This is a genomic window from Arthrobacter sp. NPDC080086, from assembly GCF_040702285.1.
Genome location: NZ_JBFBKP010000049.1, coordinates 1 through 14,710, shown reverse-complemented (window position 1 = coordinate 14,710; position 14,710 = coordinate 1). Strand labels below are relative to the sequence as shown.

The 14,710-nt window shown below is 68.2% G+C and carries 15 protein-coding genes and 1 tRNA gene; 12 read left to right on the top strand and 4 right to left on the bottom strand.

What is annotated here, in order from left to right:
* Positions 1-36: 36 nt before the first annotated feature.
* From AB0305_RS15655 to AB0305_RS15645, 3 genes are read right to left on the bottom strand one after another with little or no spacing between them, the layout of a single operon-like run.
* Positions 37-291: a PspC domain-containing protein gene (locus tag AB0305_RS15655; RefSeq protein WP_290255953.1), complete on the bottom strand. Its 255-nt coding sequence runs from the start codon at positions 289-291 to the stop codon at positions 37-39.
* A 3-nt stretch (positions 292-294) separates the two neighbouring features.
* Positions 295-570, bottom strand: coding sequence for a hypothetical protein (locus tag AB0305_RS15650; RefSeq protein WP_364133388.1), 276 nt, complete (start codon positions 568-570; stop codon positions 295-297).
* Between the two features lies 1 nt (position 571).
* Positions 572-2,200 carry a PspC domain-containing protein gene (locus AB0305_RS15645; RefSeq protein WP_364133385.1) on the bottom strand — a complete coding sequence of 543 codons (1,629 nt, stop codon included), beginning with the start codon at positions 2,198-2,200 and terminating at the stop codon, positions 572-574.
* A 125-nt stretch (positions 2,201-2,325) separates the two neighbouring features.
* On the opposite strand from AB0305_RS15645, the gene AB0305_RS15640 reads away from it, so the two are divergent.
* Entirely contained in the window at positions 2,326-3,696 is a 1,371-nt protein-coding gene (locus tag AB0305_RS15640; RefSeq protein WP_364133382.1) for a PspC domain-containing protein, read from the top strand.
* On the top strand, positions 3,693-4,382 hold the full coding sequence (locus tag AB0305_RS15635; RefSeq protein WP_290255949.1) for a response regulator transcription factor: 690 nt from the start codon (positions 3,693-3,695) through the stop codon (positions 4,380-4,382). Before AB0305_RS15640 ends, AB0305_RS15635 begins: the two co-directional genes overlap by 4 nt.
* A 167-nt stretch (positions 4,383-4,549) precedes the next feature.
* On the opposite strand, the gene AB0305_RS15630 is transcribed toward AB0305_RS15635, so the two are convergent.
* A complete protein-coding gene (locus tag AB0305_RS15630) occupies positions 4,550-5,767 on the bottom strand; it encodes a pyridoxal phosphate-dependent aminotransferase (RefSeq protein WP_364134640.1) in 1,218 nt (405 codons plus the stop codon).
* A gap of 213 nt (positions 5,768-5,980) precedes the next feature.
* Between AB0305_RS15630 and AB0305_RS15625 the strand changes: the two genes are divergently transcribed.
* From AB0305_RS15625 to AB0305_RS15580, 10 genes are all read left to right on the top strand, one after another.
* Positions 5,981-6,053: transfer RNA gene (locus tag AB0305_RS15625), tRNA-Trp, on the top strand.
* A gap of 79 nt (positions 6,054-6,132) precedes the next feature.
* Positions 6,133-6,417, top strand: a complete 285-nt coding sequence (gene secE / locus AB0305_RS15620) for a preprotein translocase subunit SecE (protein ID WP_290255948.1) — start codon at positions 6,133-6,135, stop codon at positions 6,415-6,417.
* 111 nt (positions 6,418-6,528) lie between these two features.
* Entirely contained in the window at positions 6,529-7,356 is an 828-nt protein-coding gene (gene nusG, locus AB0305_RS15615) for a transcription termination/antitermination protein NusG (RefSeq protein WP_364133378.1), read from the top strand.
* A 130-nt stretch (positions 7,357-7,486) separates the two neighbouring features.
* Complete coding sequence (rplK, locus tag AB0305_RS15610; protein WP_003803853.1) at positions 7,487-7,918, top strand: 50S ribosomal protein L11; 432 nt, start codon at positions 7,487-7,489, stop codon at positions 7,916-7,918.
* Positions 7,919-8,103: 185 nt separating this feature from the next.
* On the top strand, positions 8,104-8,811 hold the full coding sequence (gene rplA / locus AB0305_RS15605; RefSeq protein WP_290255946.1) for a 50S ribosomal protein L1: 708 nt from the start codon (positions 8,104-8,106) through the stop codon (positions 8,809-8,811).
* A 110-nt stretch (positions 8,812-8,921) separates the two neighbouring features.
* Positions 8,922-10,037 carry a GNAT family N-acetyltransferase gene (locus AB0305_RS15600; protein ID WP_364133376.1) on the top strand — a complete coding sequence of 372 codons (1,116 nt, stop codon included), beginning with the start codon at positions 8,922-8,924 and terminating at the stop codon, positions 10,035-10,037.
* A 137-nt stretch (positions 10,038-10,174) separates the two neighbouring features.
* Entirely contained in the window at positions 10,175-11,293 is a 1,119-nt protein-coding gene (locus tag AB0305_RS15595) for a GNAT family N-acetyltransferase (protein ID WP_290255944.1), read from the top strand.
* Between the two features lie 293 nt (positions 11,294-11,586).
* Positions 11,587-12,168, top strand: coding sequence for a 50S ribosomal protein L10 (rplJ, locus tag AB0305_RS15590; RefSeq protein ID WP_364133372.1), 582 nt, complete (start codon positions 11,587-11,589; stop codon positions 12,166-12,168).
* 76 nt (positions 12,169-12,244) lie between these two features.
* Positions 12,245-12,622 carry a 50S ribosomal protein L7/L12 gene (gene rplL, locus AB0305_RS15585; protein WP_290255942.1) on the top strand — a complete coding sequence of 126 codons (378 nt, stop codon included), beginning with the start codon at positions 12,245-12,247 and terminating at the stop codon, positions 12,620-12,622.
* Between the two features lie 202 nt (positions 12,623-12,824).
* On the top strand, positions 12,825-14,666 hold the full coding sequence (locus tag AB0305_RS15580; RefSeq protein ID WP_364133369.1) for a 5'-nucleotidase C-terminal domain-containing protein: 1,842 nt from the start codon (positions 12,825-12,827) through the stop codon (positions 14,664-14,666).
* The last annotated feature ends 44 nt before the right edge of the window (positions 14,667-14,710 follow it).

Below are 14,710 nucleotides of genomic sequence, written 5' to 3'. Positions count from 1 at the left end.
GGCGGTGGCGGGGGCAGCGTCAATCATGAGCCGGGGTCAGGGGCGGTTCGCGCGGCGCTCCAGGAACGTCTGGGCGATGATGGCGTTCTGCTGGTCCGGGAGGAGGGCCCAGGCGGCCAGGTAGAACACGAAGGCCGGGCCGGGCAGCAGGGCGAAGAGGAGGAACGCGATCCGGACGTAGGCGACGTCCACGTTGAGCCTGGCCGCGATGCCGCCGCAGACACCGCCGAGCCACCGCTGCGGTCCCCGGCGCAGGCCGAGGCCCCGGACAATGCTGAAGAACTTTTCCATGGATTAAGACTTCCTTGTAGTAGTGGCTTTGTCACGCTTGCGGGCGGAGACCAGGCCGCCGATCACGAGGGCCGCGCCGGCCCCGATCATCAGGCCGATCAGGACATAGGTCCCGTTCAGGACCACCAGGCCCAGGCGGGAAATGATGATCAGGGCGGCGAGGGCCAGCACGATCAGCCCCCACACCACCGTCCCCACCCGGGCGCCCTCGTTGGCGGGTGCGTTCTCCGTGACCAACGGGGTGCCGTCCGGGGTGGTTCCCGGGTCGTAGCTGCTCATGTCAGTTCCCTTCCTTCACGGTGATGTTGCTCAGGGTGCCGGAGACTTTGATGACCAGGCGGGACCCGGCGACGTCCGTGTTGTAGTCGCTCTGCTGGCTGGTCATGCCGCCATGGTTGCCGTTGGAGTCGTTGAGGTTTCCCATCGTCAGGTCCGCCCGGATCTGCACGGGGACGTTACGCGGAATCAGCACGGTGATGTTGCTGGCGGTCGCGTCCAGAGGCACCACGACGTCGGAGCTCAGCGGTGCGTTCAGGTCCAGCCGGGTCAGGTCCACCGTGCCGCTGCCGCCGGTGATGTCGAAGCCGTCCGCGGCCTGCCCGATGGTGGTGGGCGCCCAGTCGACGTTCTGGAACCGTGCCCGGTCCGCGTTCGGGACCAGGCCGTAGACCGCCCCGGTGACCAGCGCCACCACGGCGAAGAAGCTGAGGATGCCGGCACCACGGCCGCGCAGGCCGCAGACCAGGATGCCGAGGCCCAGGACAGCGGCTCCCACCGCCCAGACCACCGCGTTGCCGGCCGGTCCGAGGTTGATTGCGTGGACGGCGTCGAGAGCCTTTAGCCCGCCGCCCGCCAGAAGAGCGAGGCCGGTCGTGACGGCGACGGCGGGGGCGCCGGGACCGGCGGACCTGACCTTCGGAGCGGGTACCGGCGCATATGCGGACGGGCCTGCGGTATAGCCCGGCGCGGTGGCCGCGGGCGACGCCGTGTAGTCCGGCCCGGTGGGGTAGATCGTGGTGGGATACGAGGCGGCCGGATAGGTGCCCACGGGCGGGGTGCCGCCTGACGGGGAACCCGCCGGGGTGCCGGTCCCGGCCGGTGCCGGACCGGACGATCCCCGGCCTGTTGCAGCAGGGCCGGTTGCAGTAGGGCCGGTTGCAGCAGGTCCGGTTGCCGCTGGGCCCTGCGGCGGGAACCCGGCGCCGTGGGTCTCGGCGGGCCGGCGCGTCCTGCCCCGCTGGGAGAAGTAGTAGAAAGCGTAGATCGCCCCGCCCACCCAGAAGACAGTCCACACGACGGCGCCGAAACCGTACCGGTCCCAGCCCCAGACGCCGTTGCCCAGACTCGGGAAGCCGATCAGCGTGGTGATCAGCGCGCCGGTCATACCGGTGCTCCACCGTCCGGCGGCCGCCTCCTGGACGTGGATCCGGCCGTCGGGTTCGGGCAGCAGGGCCCAGGCCAGCCCATACAGCAGGACTCCGACGCCGGCGAAGACCGTCAGGACGATAAGGATGCCGCGCACAATCAGGGGATCGACGCCCAACCGCTGGGCGATGCCGCCGGCCACACCGGCCACCCAACGCTCGCGGCCCCGGTGGATGCCGTGGCTGCGGATCCAATCGAAGAAGTTCTGCTGGGACCCGGCCGGCCGGCGGTCGCCGGCGTAGGGCGGCCCCGGGGGCGGCGTGTACGGCGGGGTGCCACCGGAGGGAGGGGTGTAGGGCGGCGGGGTGTACGACGGCGGTGCATACCGGGGCGCGCCGTCCGGTTCCGCCGAGGAAGCCTGCGACGGTCCGGAAGGCGAGGGCGCGGAGGCGTCCGCCGTGCTGTCCGCCGGGTCACTGGCGGGACGGCCGTCCGGCTGGCTGTCGGCGGCCGGGACCTCATCGGGGTCAGGGTGCGTGTTCATAGTTCGATCCTCCCGCCGGCGGGACCGTCCGCTCTACTGGGGAAACCCCTGACCGGTCCCTGACCGGCCCCCGGTTCGGGCCGTGAACCGCCTCCGGAAGGCCCCTGCCGTGCTTGGATGGATCCATGACCACCGCGCCACTCCGCCCACCGCTGACCCGCGGCGGCGACCGCATGATCGCCGGTGTCTGCGCTGGGCTCGCCCGCCACCTGGGCTGGCCCGTGCAGATGATCCGCGCCGGGATGGTGGTTGCCGCGTTCGCCGGCGGCGCCGGCGTCGCGTTCTACGCCTGGCTCTGGATTATGGTGCCGACCGCGGACGAGAGCGCCCGCCGCAACGCCCGGCCTCCGGCGTCGCCCATCGCCCCCGCCGTGAGCGCCCCCGTGCAATCCCCGGACGCCCAAGGAAACACGGCCATCGCCGGGGAGCCGTGGCGTTTCCGGCTTGCCGGCATGCCCTACGGGAAGGAGATCCTCCTGGGCGTCGGGCTGCTGCTGGCCGCCGGGATCCTGGTGGCGCGGCTGTTGGGACTGGACGTCCCGCTGGGAACCCTGATTCCCGTGGCCGCGATCCTCGGCGGCGCCGCCATCGCCTGGATGCAACTGGATGAGACCCGCCGGACCGGGATCATGGACAAGGCCAAGGCAAACCAGGCCGGCGGCTGGGCACGGCTCGCGGCCGGCCTGGCGCTGGTGGTGGCCGGGGTCCTGGTGATGGTCTCCGGCTCCGGATCCTGGCAGCAGACCTGGCTGGCACTCCTGGCCTCGGTGGCGGTCCTGGGCGGCGTCGCGCTGGTGCTGCTGCCCTGGGGGCTGAAGTTCTGGCGCGACCTCGAGACCGAACGGGAGGGCCGGGTCCGCGCCACCGAACGGGCCGAGATCGCCGCCCACCTGCACGACTCGGTGCTGCAGACCCTCGCGCTGATCCAGCGCCGGGCCGGCAACGAACAGGACGTCATCCGCCTGGCCCGGGCCCAGGAGCGCGAGCTCCGCGGCTGGCTGTACCGCAACGCGGAACGGGACGAGGGGCAGCTCTCGGATGCCCTCCAGGCCGCCGCCGCGGAGGTGGAAGACGCGCTGGGCCAGCCCGTCGACGTCGTCAGTGTCGGGGACAGCGCCATGACCGGAAGGCTGGAGGCCCTCGTCATGGCCGCCCGGGAGGCCATGCTGAACGCCGCACGGCACGGCGGCGGCCCCGTCTCCGTGTACCTCGAAGCCACCGGCGGGGCCGCGGAAATCTTCGTGAAGGACCGCGGCCCGGGATTCGACCCGGCCGCCATCCCCGCGGACCGGCTGGGCGTGCGTGAATCCATCATCGGCCGGATGCGGCGGCACGGCGGAACGGCTGTGATCGTCAGCAACCCGGACGGCACCGAGGTCCGGCTCAGCCTGCCCCTGGCCCCCGACACGGCCGCGCCCGCACCGCCGTCCACCACCACGCCTCCCGAACCAGCCCGGCCCACACCCGCCGGCACCACCACGAAGGACACGCCATGACCAGCCAGCCCGACAGCCCCCTGCCCGCGGGAGCCCCCGTCCCCGCCACCCGGGTGGTGATCGTGGACGACCACGCCATCTTCCGCTCCGGCCTGAAGGCTGACCTCGACGCCGGGATCGCCGTTGTGGGGGAGGCCGCCACCGTCGAGGACGCCGTGCGTGTCATCGGCGAGGCCCTTCCGGACGTGGTGCTGCTCGACGTGCACCTGCCGGGCGGAACCGGCGGCGGTGGCCGGGACGTCCTGGCCGGCTGCGCCGCGCTGCTGGGCACCACCCGCTTCCTGGCCCTGAGCGTCTCCGACGCCGCCGAGGACGTCGTCTCCGTGATTCGTGCCGGGGCCCGCGGCTACGTCACCAAATCCATCTCCGGCGCCGAAATCAGTAACGCCGTGCGCCGCGTGGCGGGCGGGGACGCGGTCTTCTCCCCGCGGCTCGCCGGCTTCGTGCTGGACGCCTTCGGGACCTCACCCGCCGACATCGCCGACGACGAGCTGGACCGGCTCTCGGCCCGCGAACTCGAGGTGATGCGGCTGATCGCGCGCGGGTACAGCTACAAGGAGGTGGCCAAGGAACTGTTCATCTCCATCAAGACCGTGGAGACCCACGTCTCGGCCGTGCTCCGCAAGCTCCAGCTCTCCAGCCGGCACGAACTGACCCGCTGGGCCGCCGAACGCCGCCTGCTCTGACCCTCCCTCAGATCCGGTGACATAAAACCCGACGCTCCCTCACGTTCGGCCGGGTTAACACCGATGCTCCCTCACGTTTAGCCGGGTTAAAGCGGACGCTCCCTCACGTCCCGGAAGGATGTGGGGGAGCGTCGTTCGATTCGCTGCCGAAGGTGAGGGAGCGTCGGTTACTTGGCCTTGCCCAGGAATTCCTGCAGGCGTCCGACGCCGGTGGCCAGGTCCTCGTCGCCGAGGGCGTAGGACAGGCGCAGGTAGCCGGAGGGGCCGAACGCCTCACCGGGAACCACAGCCACCTCGACCTCGTCGAGGATCAGCGCGGCGAGTTCGGCCGACGTCGACGGCGCCACCGGCCCGTTCGCCGTCGGGAACTCCTTGCCCAGCAGTGCGCGGACGTCCGCGTAGACGTAGAACGCGCCCTTGGGGGTGGGGCAGTCGACGCCCTCGATCGCGTTCAGCCCCGCGACGATCGCCTTGCGGCGACGGTCGAAGGCCACCTTCATTTCCTCCACGGCGGTCAGCGGGCCAGAGACGGCTGCCAGTGCCGCGATCTGGGGAACGTTGGAGACGTTGGAGGTCGCGTGCGACTGCAGGTTGGTGGCGGCCTTGATGACGTCGGCCGGGCCGATCATCCATCCCACCCGCCAGCCGGTCATGGCATAGGTCTTGGCGACGCCGTTGAGAATGACCACCTTGTCCCCGAGGGCCGGCACGACCGTGGCGATCGAGGTGAACGGAACGCCGTCGTAGGTCAGGTGCTCGTAGATCTCATCGGTGACCACCCACAGGCCCTTGGCAGCGGCCCACTCGCCGATCGCCGTGACCTGCTCGGGGGAGTAGACGGCGCCCGTGGGGTTGGAGGGTGAGACGAACAGCAGGATCTTGGTCCGGTCCGTGACGGCTGCCTCGAGCTGCTCGACGGTCACCAGGTAACCCTGCTCCGGCCCGGCGAAGACCTCCACCGGCACGCCGCCGGCCAGCCGGATGGCTTCCGGGTAGGTGGTCCAGAAGGGTGCAGGGACAATGACCTCATCGCCCGGATCCAGCAGCGTGGCGAAGGTGTTGTAGACGGCCTGTTTGCCGCCGTTGGTCACCAGGACCTGCGACGCTTCGCACCTGTAGCCGGAGTCCCGGAAAGTCTTCTCCGCGATGGCTTGCTTCAGCTCGGGGAGCCCGCCGGCGGGGGAGTAACGGTGGTACTTGGGCTGGCGGGCGGCCTCGATGGCGGCATCCACGATGTAGCCCGGAGTCGGGAAGTCGGGCTCGCCGGCACCGAACCCGATGACCGGACGTCCAGCCGCCTTCAGTGCCTTCGCCTTGGCATCGACGGCCAAGGTGGCGGATTCGGCTATGGCGGAAATGCGCTTGGAAATGCGGGCGGCAGGCATCGCGGGTCCGTTCTTCGCGTCAGCACGGGGCTGGATGTGGGATTCGACGGAATCTACTCTATGCTGTTCACCGGATCCTCCGGGATGCCAGGGAGCCGGTTCGACGTGGACGTAGTTCATGCGTAGAATGGATCTCCGGTGTTGAAAACACGATGATGGCGTGCGCCTCAGGGAAACCTGTTCAGTCCGCCGCCGGCACGGTTTTTAATCCATAGGGTAGTGGCGCAATTGGTAGCGCAGCGGTCTCCAAAACCGCAGGTTGCAGGTTCGAGTCCTGTCTGCCCTGCGCAAGCTGTTCCGGAATGCACCGGAACAAGCGCAGCAACCATGGTTCAGTCCGGAGCCGGGTATCCGACATCGCGAGGATGAGTGAGGGTCAGGTGACCGAAACAGCTGCCAGCAGCTCCAAAGGCCGCCCCGCCAAGAAAGCCCCCAAGGCAGGCTTCTTCGCCCGGATCGCACTCTTCTTCCGCCAGGTCATCGGCGAACTGAAGAAGGTCGTCGCGCCCACCCGCAAGGAACTGGTCAACTACACGCTCGTGGTGCTGGTGTTCGTGGTCATCATGATGGTCGTCGTCACCCTGCTGGACCTGGCCTTCGGGACCGGCGTCGGCTGGGTCTTCGGCGGAACGGGTCCCACGGACCGCTAAGGCGACCGTCCGCAGGCCGCGTGCCGCCCCGGGAAATCGGGGCAGTAACGGGGTGTGCGGAATTGAGTCATTTAAATAGGCATGTTAGGCAATGAGGAAGCAGGAGACCAAGTGTCTGAGCAGGAGCTCGAGGTAACTGAGACTGAGCTGGAGAAGAGCCAGGACGCCGTGGCGGAAGCCGTGGAGGAGTCCGAGGTTCCGGCTGCTGCGCCCGAATTCGACGACGCCGCCGACGCTGACGCGAACGACGCCGTGGACGAGGCTTCCGCCGGCTCCGAGGACGAGGGCGAGGCGGAAGAAGGCGACGCCCTGGCAGCCGCTGCCGCCGCGGCCGAAGCCGACCCCGCCGAGGAGTTCAAGGCCAAGCTGCGCCGCCAGGAAGGTGACTGGTACGTCATCCACTCCTACGCCGGCTACGAGAACCGCGTGAAGGCCAACCTCGAGACCCGCATCCAGACCCTGGACATGGAAGATTACATCTTCGAAATCCAGGTCCCGATGGAAGAAGTCGTCGAGATCAAGAACGCCCAGCGTAAGATCATCAACCGCGTCCGGATCCCCGGCTACGTGCTGGTGCGCATGGACCTGACCGACGCGTCCTGGGGCGCCGTCCGCCACACCCCCGGCGTGACCGGCTTCGTGGGCAACGCCCACAACCCGGTGCCGCTGCGCCTGGACGAGGTCTTCTCCATGCTGGCCCCCGTCTTCGAGGGCGAGCAGGCCGAGAAGGGCAAGCCGGTCAACAAGCAGAACCAGACTCCGGTTGCCGTGGACTTCGAGGTTGGCGAGTCCGTCATCGTCAAGGAGGGCCCGTTCGAGACCCTGCCCGCCACGATCTCGGAGATCAAGCCCGAATCCCAGACCCTGGTGGTCCTCGTCTCCATCTTCGAGCGCGAAACCCCGGTCACCCTGGCGTTCAACCAGGTCAGCAAGATCTAGCACCGATTACAGAATTCGCTCCAGGCTGCCCGCTTTGCGGCCCCGGAGCGGCCGGCTGCCTCGCCATGGCGGCCAACCACCTGGGACACGCTCCTGTGTCCCAGGACGAAATTGAGAGAAGGACCCTACATTGGCTCCCAAGAAGAAGGTCACCGGCCTCATCAAGCTGCAGATCCAGGCAGGTGCCGCTAACCCGGCCCCGCCGATCGGTCCTGCGCTCGGCCAGCACGGTGTCAACATCATGGAATTCTGCAAGGCGTACAACGCTGCAACGGAAGCCCAGCGCGGCAACGTCATCCCGGTTGAAATCACCGTTTACGAGGACCGCTCGTTCACGTTCATCACCAAGACCCCGCCGGCCGCCGAGCTGATCAAGAAGGCTGCAGGCGTCGCTAAAGGTTCGGCTACCCCGCACACCGTCAAGGTTGCCAAGCTGACCCAGGCCCAGGTCAACGAGATCGCCTCCACCAAGATGGAAGACCTGAACGCCACCAGCCTCGAAGGCGCAGCGAAGATCATCGCCGGCACCGCCCGCTCCATGGGTATCACCGTCGAGGGCTAGCCCCCACCCGCTGGGAGAGCACCGCCGCGGAACACCGCGAACGGCAGTGACCAGCACCCGTCGGGCAACCGGCACCCCCTAATTATCGAAAGATCGGAACCCCGGACACGCCGTCCGGATATGTCCGACTGTGGCAGGGCCCAGCGCGGTCCGCAGACCACAACTGCACAAGGAGAAACAGCAGCATGGCAAAGCGCAGCAAAGCATATGAGGCAGCCGCCGCCAAGATCGACGCGGAGAAGTTCTACGCGCCGTTCGAGGCAGTGACCCTCGCCAAGGACACCAACCCGTCCAAGTTCGACGCCACCGTTGAGGTCGCCTTCCGCCTCGGCGTCGATCCCCGTAAGGCCGACCAGATGGTCCGCGGCACGGTCAACCTGCCGCACGGCACCGGTAAGACCGCCCGCGTCCTGGTCTTCGCGACCGGCGACAAGGCCGAGGCCGCGATCGCAGCCGGCGCCGACTTCGTTGGCTCCGACGACCTGATCGAGAAGATCTCCGGCGGCTGGACCGACTTCGACGCCGCCGTCGCCACCCCTGACCTCATGGGCAAGGTTGGCCGTCTCGGTAAGGTCCTGGGTCCGCGTAACCTGATGCCGAACCCGAAGACCGGCACCGTGACCGCTGACGTCACCAAGGCTGTCAACGACATCAAGGGCGGCAAGATCGACTTCCGCGTCGACAAGCACTCGAACCTGCACTTCATCATCGGCAAGGTTTCCTTCGACGCCGTCAAGCTGGCCGAGAACTACGCCGCCGCACTGGAAGAGGTCCTGCGCCTCAAGCCGTCCGCTTCCAAGGGCCGGTACATCCAGAAGGCCACCGTAGCCACCACCTTCGGCCCCGGCATCTCGGTTGACCCGAACGTCACCAAGGTCCTGACCGAAGCGTAAGCTTCCGGACCCCGCGCCCGCGCCGCCCTCGGCGGCAGGCGCCAGCGAAGACCGTCCCGCACCCGCGGGGCGGTCTTTTCTGTTGCCGGCACCGCGGCTAGGCTGTGCGGGTGAATCCAGCACCCCACCGCATCGACGAACTGCGCCTCCCCGCCTCGCTCGACGACGACGCCGACGGCGCCGCGGAGTTCCGGGAGTTCAATGAACTCTGCGACGTGCTGGCACTCGAATCGTGGGGCAACCACGACCGGACGACGGCGGCCCGGGCCCGCCTGCGCTTCTGGCAGGAGACCGGGTACGGCCGGACCCGGCTCTTCGTCGTCCGGTCCCACGGCCGGATGGTGGCCCGGGCCAGCGTCCGGCTGGGCCTGACCGAAAACCTCGACCGCGCCGGGATCCAGGTCGCGGTGCTGCAGGCCCACACCGGGCGCGGCATCGGACGGGCCCTGCTGGCTCACGCCGAAGCCGCCGCGGCCGCCGAGAACCGGTCCGTGTTCCTCGGCTCCACCCAGCACCGCGCGGATTTCGACGTCGACGGCGGCGCAGTGGTCCGTCCCGCCACGGGGACCGGGGCCCTCCCGGCGGGGGCGCGCAGTGTTCGCTTCGCCACTGCCGCCGGCTACCGGCTCGAACAGGTGGAGCGGTACAGCAGCCTGGACGTCGCGGCATCGGCCCCGGAGTTTGACCGGCTGGAATCCGAGGCGCTGGCGAAGGCCGGCGGCTACGACATCCTCACCTGGACGGACCGCTGCCCGGAGGCGCTGCTGCCGCAGCTGGCCGTCCTGATGTCCAGGATGAGCTCCGACGCCCCCAGCGGCGGCATCAGCTACGAAGAGGAGCACTGGGACGCGGCGCGGGTCCGGCACGTGGAGAAAACCTGGCGGGAAGCCGGAAACACCTCGCTGGTGGCCGCCGCACGGCACCGGGACACGGGGGAGCTCGCCGCATACTCGGTGCTGGAACTCCCGGCCGGTAAACCCTGGCTGGCCGAGCAGGACGACACCCTCGTCGCCGCCCCGCACCGCGGACACCGCTTGGGCATGTTGGTGAAGATCGCTAACCTCCGCCGTCTCGCCGGGGCTGCCCCCGCCGTCGAACGCGTCACCACCTTCAACGCGGCCGAAAACGGCTACATGCTCGCCATCAACGAGGCCCTGGGCTTCCGGCCCGCGGGCTGGGACGGCGAGTGGCAACGCGTCACCGGGCCGGGCCTGGCGGGGGAGTAGCCTGCGCCGCCCCCGGTCCTACCGGCAGCCAAAAATCCCCGTGGCGGGGCATGGAACGCAGGGGGTTTCGGGCATATGCTGACGCTCAAAGCCTGGCACCAGCGGGGCCAGGCTAAGGCGGCAGAATGGCTGGGAACATGACCGCTCAGGCAGGCGACGTACGGATCGAGCAGCTCTGGATCCCGGATTCGTTGGAGGGGGAAGACGCGGCGGACTTCATCGCCGCCGTCGAGGTGGGACGCAAGGTCCGAATGGCGACCTGGGGCACCGACGACCTGGCCTATGCCCCTCAGGAGAAGCTGCTGGAAATGGCCGACCCGTATGAACGCCAGGTCATCCTGGTGGCCAAGGTGGACGGACGGATCGTGGGGACCGTGGACATCGCCCTGCCGCTCGCGGACAACACGGAACTGGCCGAGTTCACCTTGGACATCCTCCCGGACTTCCAGGGTCACGGCGTTGGGCGCCAGCTGCTCGAGGCCGCCGAGCACTTCGCCCGCGACGAGGGCCGGCGGATCATCCTGATTGACACCAACCACCCCGGCGTCACGCTCGCGGACCAGTCGGCGGGCCAGCTGATCCCCGGGGCGGGCCTGGGGTACGTCCCGCTGAACAGCCGCGAGGTGGAGTTCGCCCGGCTCACCGGCTACACGCTGCAGCACATCGAACAGTTCAGCGCCTGCACCCTGCCGCTCGACAGCCAGCTGGTGGCGGACCTGCAGGCCGAGGCAGAGGAGGCCAATGCCGGGCGCTACCGCCTGCACCACTGGACCGACCGGTGCCCCGACCGCTGGCTGGAGGCCGTCGCCCTGCTGGAGAACCGGGCGGGCGACGGCGGGGTGCCGGAGCAGGAAGAGGACGCGCTGGTGTTCGACGGCGAACTCCTGCGCGAGACCGAGGACGTCGCCATCGCGCAGGGCCGCCGGACCGTGGTCACCGCCGTCGAGGAGATCGCCAGCGGCACGCTGGTGGGGCTGACCACCATCAGTGTCCTGGGACTGCGCCCGGACGTCGTCTTCCAGGACGATACCGTGGTGCTGGCCGAGCACCGCGGCAATAAACTGGGCCTGCTGATCAAACTGGCCAACATGGAACGGCTGTCAGAACAGTTCCCGGACGCGCGGGTGCTGTACACCTGGAACGCCCCGGAAAACCGCTACCTCCTCACGGTGAACCAGAAGCTCGGTTTCACCACGGCCGGTGTCACCGGGCTGTGGCAGAAGGAACTCCCGGACCTGCGGCCCAGCACCAGCTGACCCCGATTTGGTGGGGCCCGCCCCCATCCCGTACCCTAGAAGAACCAAAGACCGTCGGTTGTTGGAAATCCACTCTCCTGAGCATCGCTCACTTCTGCAGTTGTGTGCGGGGGATTCAAGTTGGTTTCCGGACGAAGGCCCCTCAACGCAGGGCGGCCGGCGCAGGTGAACGAAGCAAAGCTCCGCGGCACGCCGCGTCGAGACAAGCCCCGTGCATCTGCGCGGGGCGTTTTTAGTTTTAGCGATCCTGAGGGGACCCGGACACACCGGCATTTATCCCCGGAAGGAGGGTTATGGCAACGCCTAGCAAGGTTTCAGCAGTAGCTGAGATCACTAACGATTTCAAGGAATCGAACGCAGCTGTCCTGACCGAATACCGTGGGCTCACCGTTGCACAGCTCAAGCAGCTGCGTGTTTCTCTCGGCCAGGAAACCAAGTTCTCGGTCGTCAAGAACACCCTGACCGCCATTGCAGCCAAGGAAGCCGGTGTCGAAGCATTCGACGGCCAGCTTGCCGGCCCCACTGCAATCGCGTTCATCAAGGGTGACGCAGTTGCCGCTGCAAAGAGCCTGACGGATTTTGCCAAGGCCAACAAGCAGCTGGTCATCAAGACCGGTTACTTCGAGGGCAAGGCACTGAACGCCACCGAAGTTGCTGCCCTGGCAGCACTCGAGTCCCGCGAGCTCCAGCTCGCCAAGGTCGCAGGCGTCCTCAAGGCCCCTGCTGCCGCAGCCGCTCGTATCATCGACGCTCTGCGCCTCAAGCTTGAAGAAGAGAACGGTGCCCCGGCAGCAGCCGAAGCACCCGCCGCTGAAGAAGCCCCCGCAGCAGAAGCCGAGGCTCCGGCCGAAGCCGCAGCCGCCGAAGAGAACTAACTCTCTCTCACCCAAGACTCCGGTGTGACGGCACGGCCAAGCCCGCCAAGCACCACTATAGGAAGGACGCCAAACCATGGCGAAGCTCAGCAACGAAGAGCTCATTGAAGCTTTCAAGGAACTGACCATCATCGAGCTCTCCGAGTTCGTCAAGCTCTTCGAAGAGACCTTCGAAGTTACCGCAGCTGCTGTTGCTGTCGCCGGCCCCGCCGGTGGCGGTGCCGCTGAGGAAGCCGAAGAGAAGACTGACTTCGACGTCATCCTCGAGGCTGCTGGCGACAAGAAGATCGCAGTGATCAAGGAAGTTCGCGCCATCACCTCCCTGGGCCTCAAGGAAGCCAAGGACCTGGTTGACAGCGCCCCGAAGGCCGTCCTCGAAGGCGCCAACAAGGAAGCTGCCGAGAAGGCCAAGGAGCAGCTCGAGGCTGCCGGCGCCACCGTTACCGTCAAGTAACGACCGGCTCTTCGGAAGGCCTCACGCCTTTCAGCTCCGGGAAACCCCGTCCACTCCGGTGGGCGGGGTTTCCTGCGTTCCGGGGCAGAGAACATCCGGTAAACGCTCGGAAAATGATCGTCTCCTCTCCTTTTCAGCCGGGTGCCGGCGGCCTAGACTGTGGCATTGTGCCAATCGGCCGCCAACCCCGAGGAGTCCATCCATGACCGATCCGAACCCCCACGTGTCCCGCCGCGCGATGCTCGCGGCAGCCTTCGTCGGAGGCAGTGCCGCGGCGGCCGCCGTCGCCGGAGCCCCGGCCGCGCAGGCAGACGCCGGCGGCCAGGGGGCTGCGAAGAAGCAGTTCACCCTGACCGTCCTGGGCACCACCGACCTGCACAACAACGTCTTCAACTGGGACTACTTCAAGAACGCCCCCTACGCGGACACCGCCGGGAACAAGATCGGCATCGCCCAGGCCGCCACCCTCATTAAGGCGGTACGCGCCGAGCGCGGGGCCGCCAACACGCTGACCATCGACTCGGGCGACACCATCCAGGGGACCCCGCTGGCCTACTACTTCGCCAAGGTCAACCCGATCTCCACCGAGGTGAAGCACCCCATGGCGCTGGCCATGAACGCCGTCGGCTACGACGCCGTCGCCCTCGGCAACCACGAATTCAACTACGGCATCCCCCTCCTGCGGACGTGGGAGAAGCAGCTGGACTTCCCGCTCCTGGGCGCCAACGTCCACGACGCCGTCAGCGGCAGCCGGGCGTTCACGCCCTACGTGCTCAAGCGCGTCAAGACGGAGAGCGGCTGGGTCACCGTGGGCCTGGTCGGCTTCGTCACGCCCGGGTGTGCGCTATGGGACCGCGACAACGTCCACGGCAAGCTGGACTTCAACGGCATCGTCGAGGAAGCCAAAACCGTCATCCCCGAGATGAAGGCGGCCGGCGCCGACGTCGTTATCGTCTCCAGCCATTCGGGCGCCACCCCGGGCTCCTCCTACGGTGACGCCCTCCCGTTCCCTGAGAATGCCTCCACCCAGCTGGCCGAGGAGGTCCCGGGCATCGACGCGATCCTCGTCGGCCACGCCCACCTGGAGATCCCGGAGCGTTTCGTGACCAACAAGGCCACCGGCCGCCAGGTGCTGCTCACCGAGCCGCTCAAATGGGGCATGCGCGTCGCCGTGATCGACCTGCAGCTGAGCAAGGAGCAGGGCCGGTGGAGCGTCGCCGCGGCGCACGCCCACCTCCTGGACGCAAAGACCGTCGACGCCGATCCCGCCGTCGTCGGCGCCGTCCAGGCCGGCCACGACGCCACCGTCAAATACGTCAACCAGGTGATTGGCACGTGCACCGCGCCGCTGAGCACTGCGACGGCCTGCTGGTCCGACTCCGCGGCGATCGACGCCATCAACTACGTCCAGGCCAGCACCATCAAGGCCGAGCTCGCCAACGGCCCCTCCGCCGGCCTCCCGGTACTCTCCATCGCCGCGGCGTTCTCCCGGTCGGTGGACGTCAAGGCCGGTCCGCTGACCATCCGGGACGTGGCGGGGCTGTACATCTTCGACAACACCCTGCTCGCCATCAAGGTCACCGGCGCGCAGGTCAAGGACTACCTGGAGTGGTCGGCCCAGTACTTCAAGCCGGCCACCGGTACCAGTGTGCGGGCGGACCAGATCACCAACGCGGCCACGGCGCTGGCACCCAACGGCACCCCGGACTACAACTACGACGTTGTCTACGGCCTGGACGCGCCGCTGAACTACGAGATCGACCTCGCCCGGCCGGTGGGGGACCGGATCCGCAACCTCAGCTACGACGGAGCGCCGGTGCCCGCGGGCAAGGAGTTCGCCATGGCGATCAACAACTACCGGCAGAGCGGCGGCGGCAACTTCCCGGCGGTCAAGGCCGCGCCGGTGCTCTCGAACAGCCAGCAGGAGATCCGGCAGCAGATCATCGACTACGTGGTTGCGCAGGGAACCCTGGATGCCGCGGTGTTCAGCCAATCGAACTGGCGCCTGACCGTCAACGACCAGCCCCTGACGGTCACAGCCTGACGGCCGCCGCGGCGGTCCGTCCCGGAGCCTAGGGACGACGGACG

Coding starts and splice junctions, on each gene's coding strand:
- AB0305_RS15655 (WP_290255953.1), bottom strand. CDS start 291: ATGGAAAAGTTCTTCAGCATTGTCCGGGGCCTCGGCCTGCGCCGGGGA.
- AB0305_RS15650 (WP_364133388.1), bottom strand. CDS start 570: ATGAGCAGCTACGACCCGGGAACCACCCCGGACGGCACCCCGTTGGTC.
- AB0305_RS15645 (WP_364133385.1), bottom strand. CDS start 2,200: ATGAACACGCACCCTGACCCCGATGAGGTCCCGGCCGCCGACAGCCAG.
- AB0305_RS15640 (WP_364133382.1), top strand. CDS start 2,326: ATGACCACCGCGCCACTCCGCCCACCGCTGACCCGCGGCGGCGACCGC.
- AB0305_RS15635 (WP_290255949.1), top strand. CDS start 3,693: ATGACCAGCCAGCCCGACAGCCCCCTGCCCGCGGGAGCCCCCGTCCCC.
- AB0305_RS15630 (WP_364134640.1), bottom strand. CDS start 5,767: ATGCCTGCCGCCCGCATTTCCAAGCGCATTTCCGCCATAGCCGAATCC.
- secE (WP_290255948.1), top strand. CDS start 6,133: ATGAGTGAGGGTCAGGTGACCGAAACAGCTGCCAGCAGCTCCAAAGGC.
- rplA (WP_290255946.1), top strand. CDS start 8,104: ATGGCAAAGCGCAGCAAAGCATATGAGGCAGCCGCCGCCAAGATCGAC.
- AB0305_RS15595 (WP_290255944.1), top strand. CDS start 10,175: ATGACCGCTCAGGCAGGCGACGTACGGATCGAGCAGCTCTGGATCCCG.
- rplJ (WP_364133372.1), top strand. CDS start 11,587: ATGGCAACGCCTAGCAAGGTTTCAGCAGTAGCTGAGATCACTAACGAT.
- rplL (WP_290255942.1), top strand. CDS start 12,245: ATGGCGAAGCTCAGCAACGAAGAGCTCATTGAAGCTTTCAAGGAACTG.
- AB0305_RS15580 (WP_364133369.1), top strand. CDS start 12,825: ATGACCGATCCGAACCCCCACGTGTCCCGCCGCGCGATGCTCGCGGCA.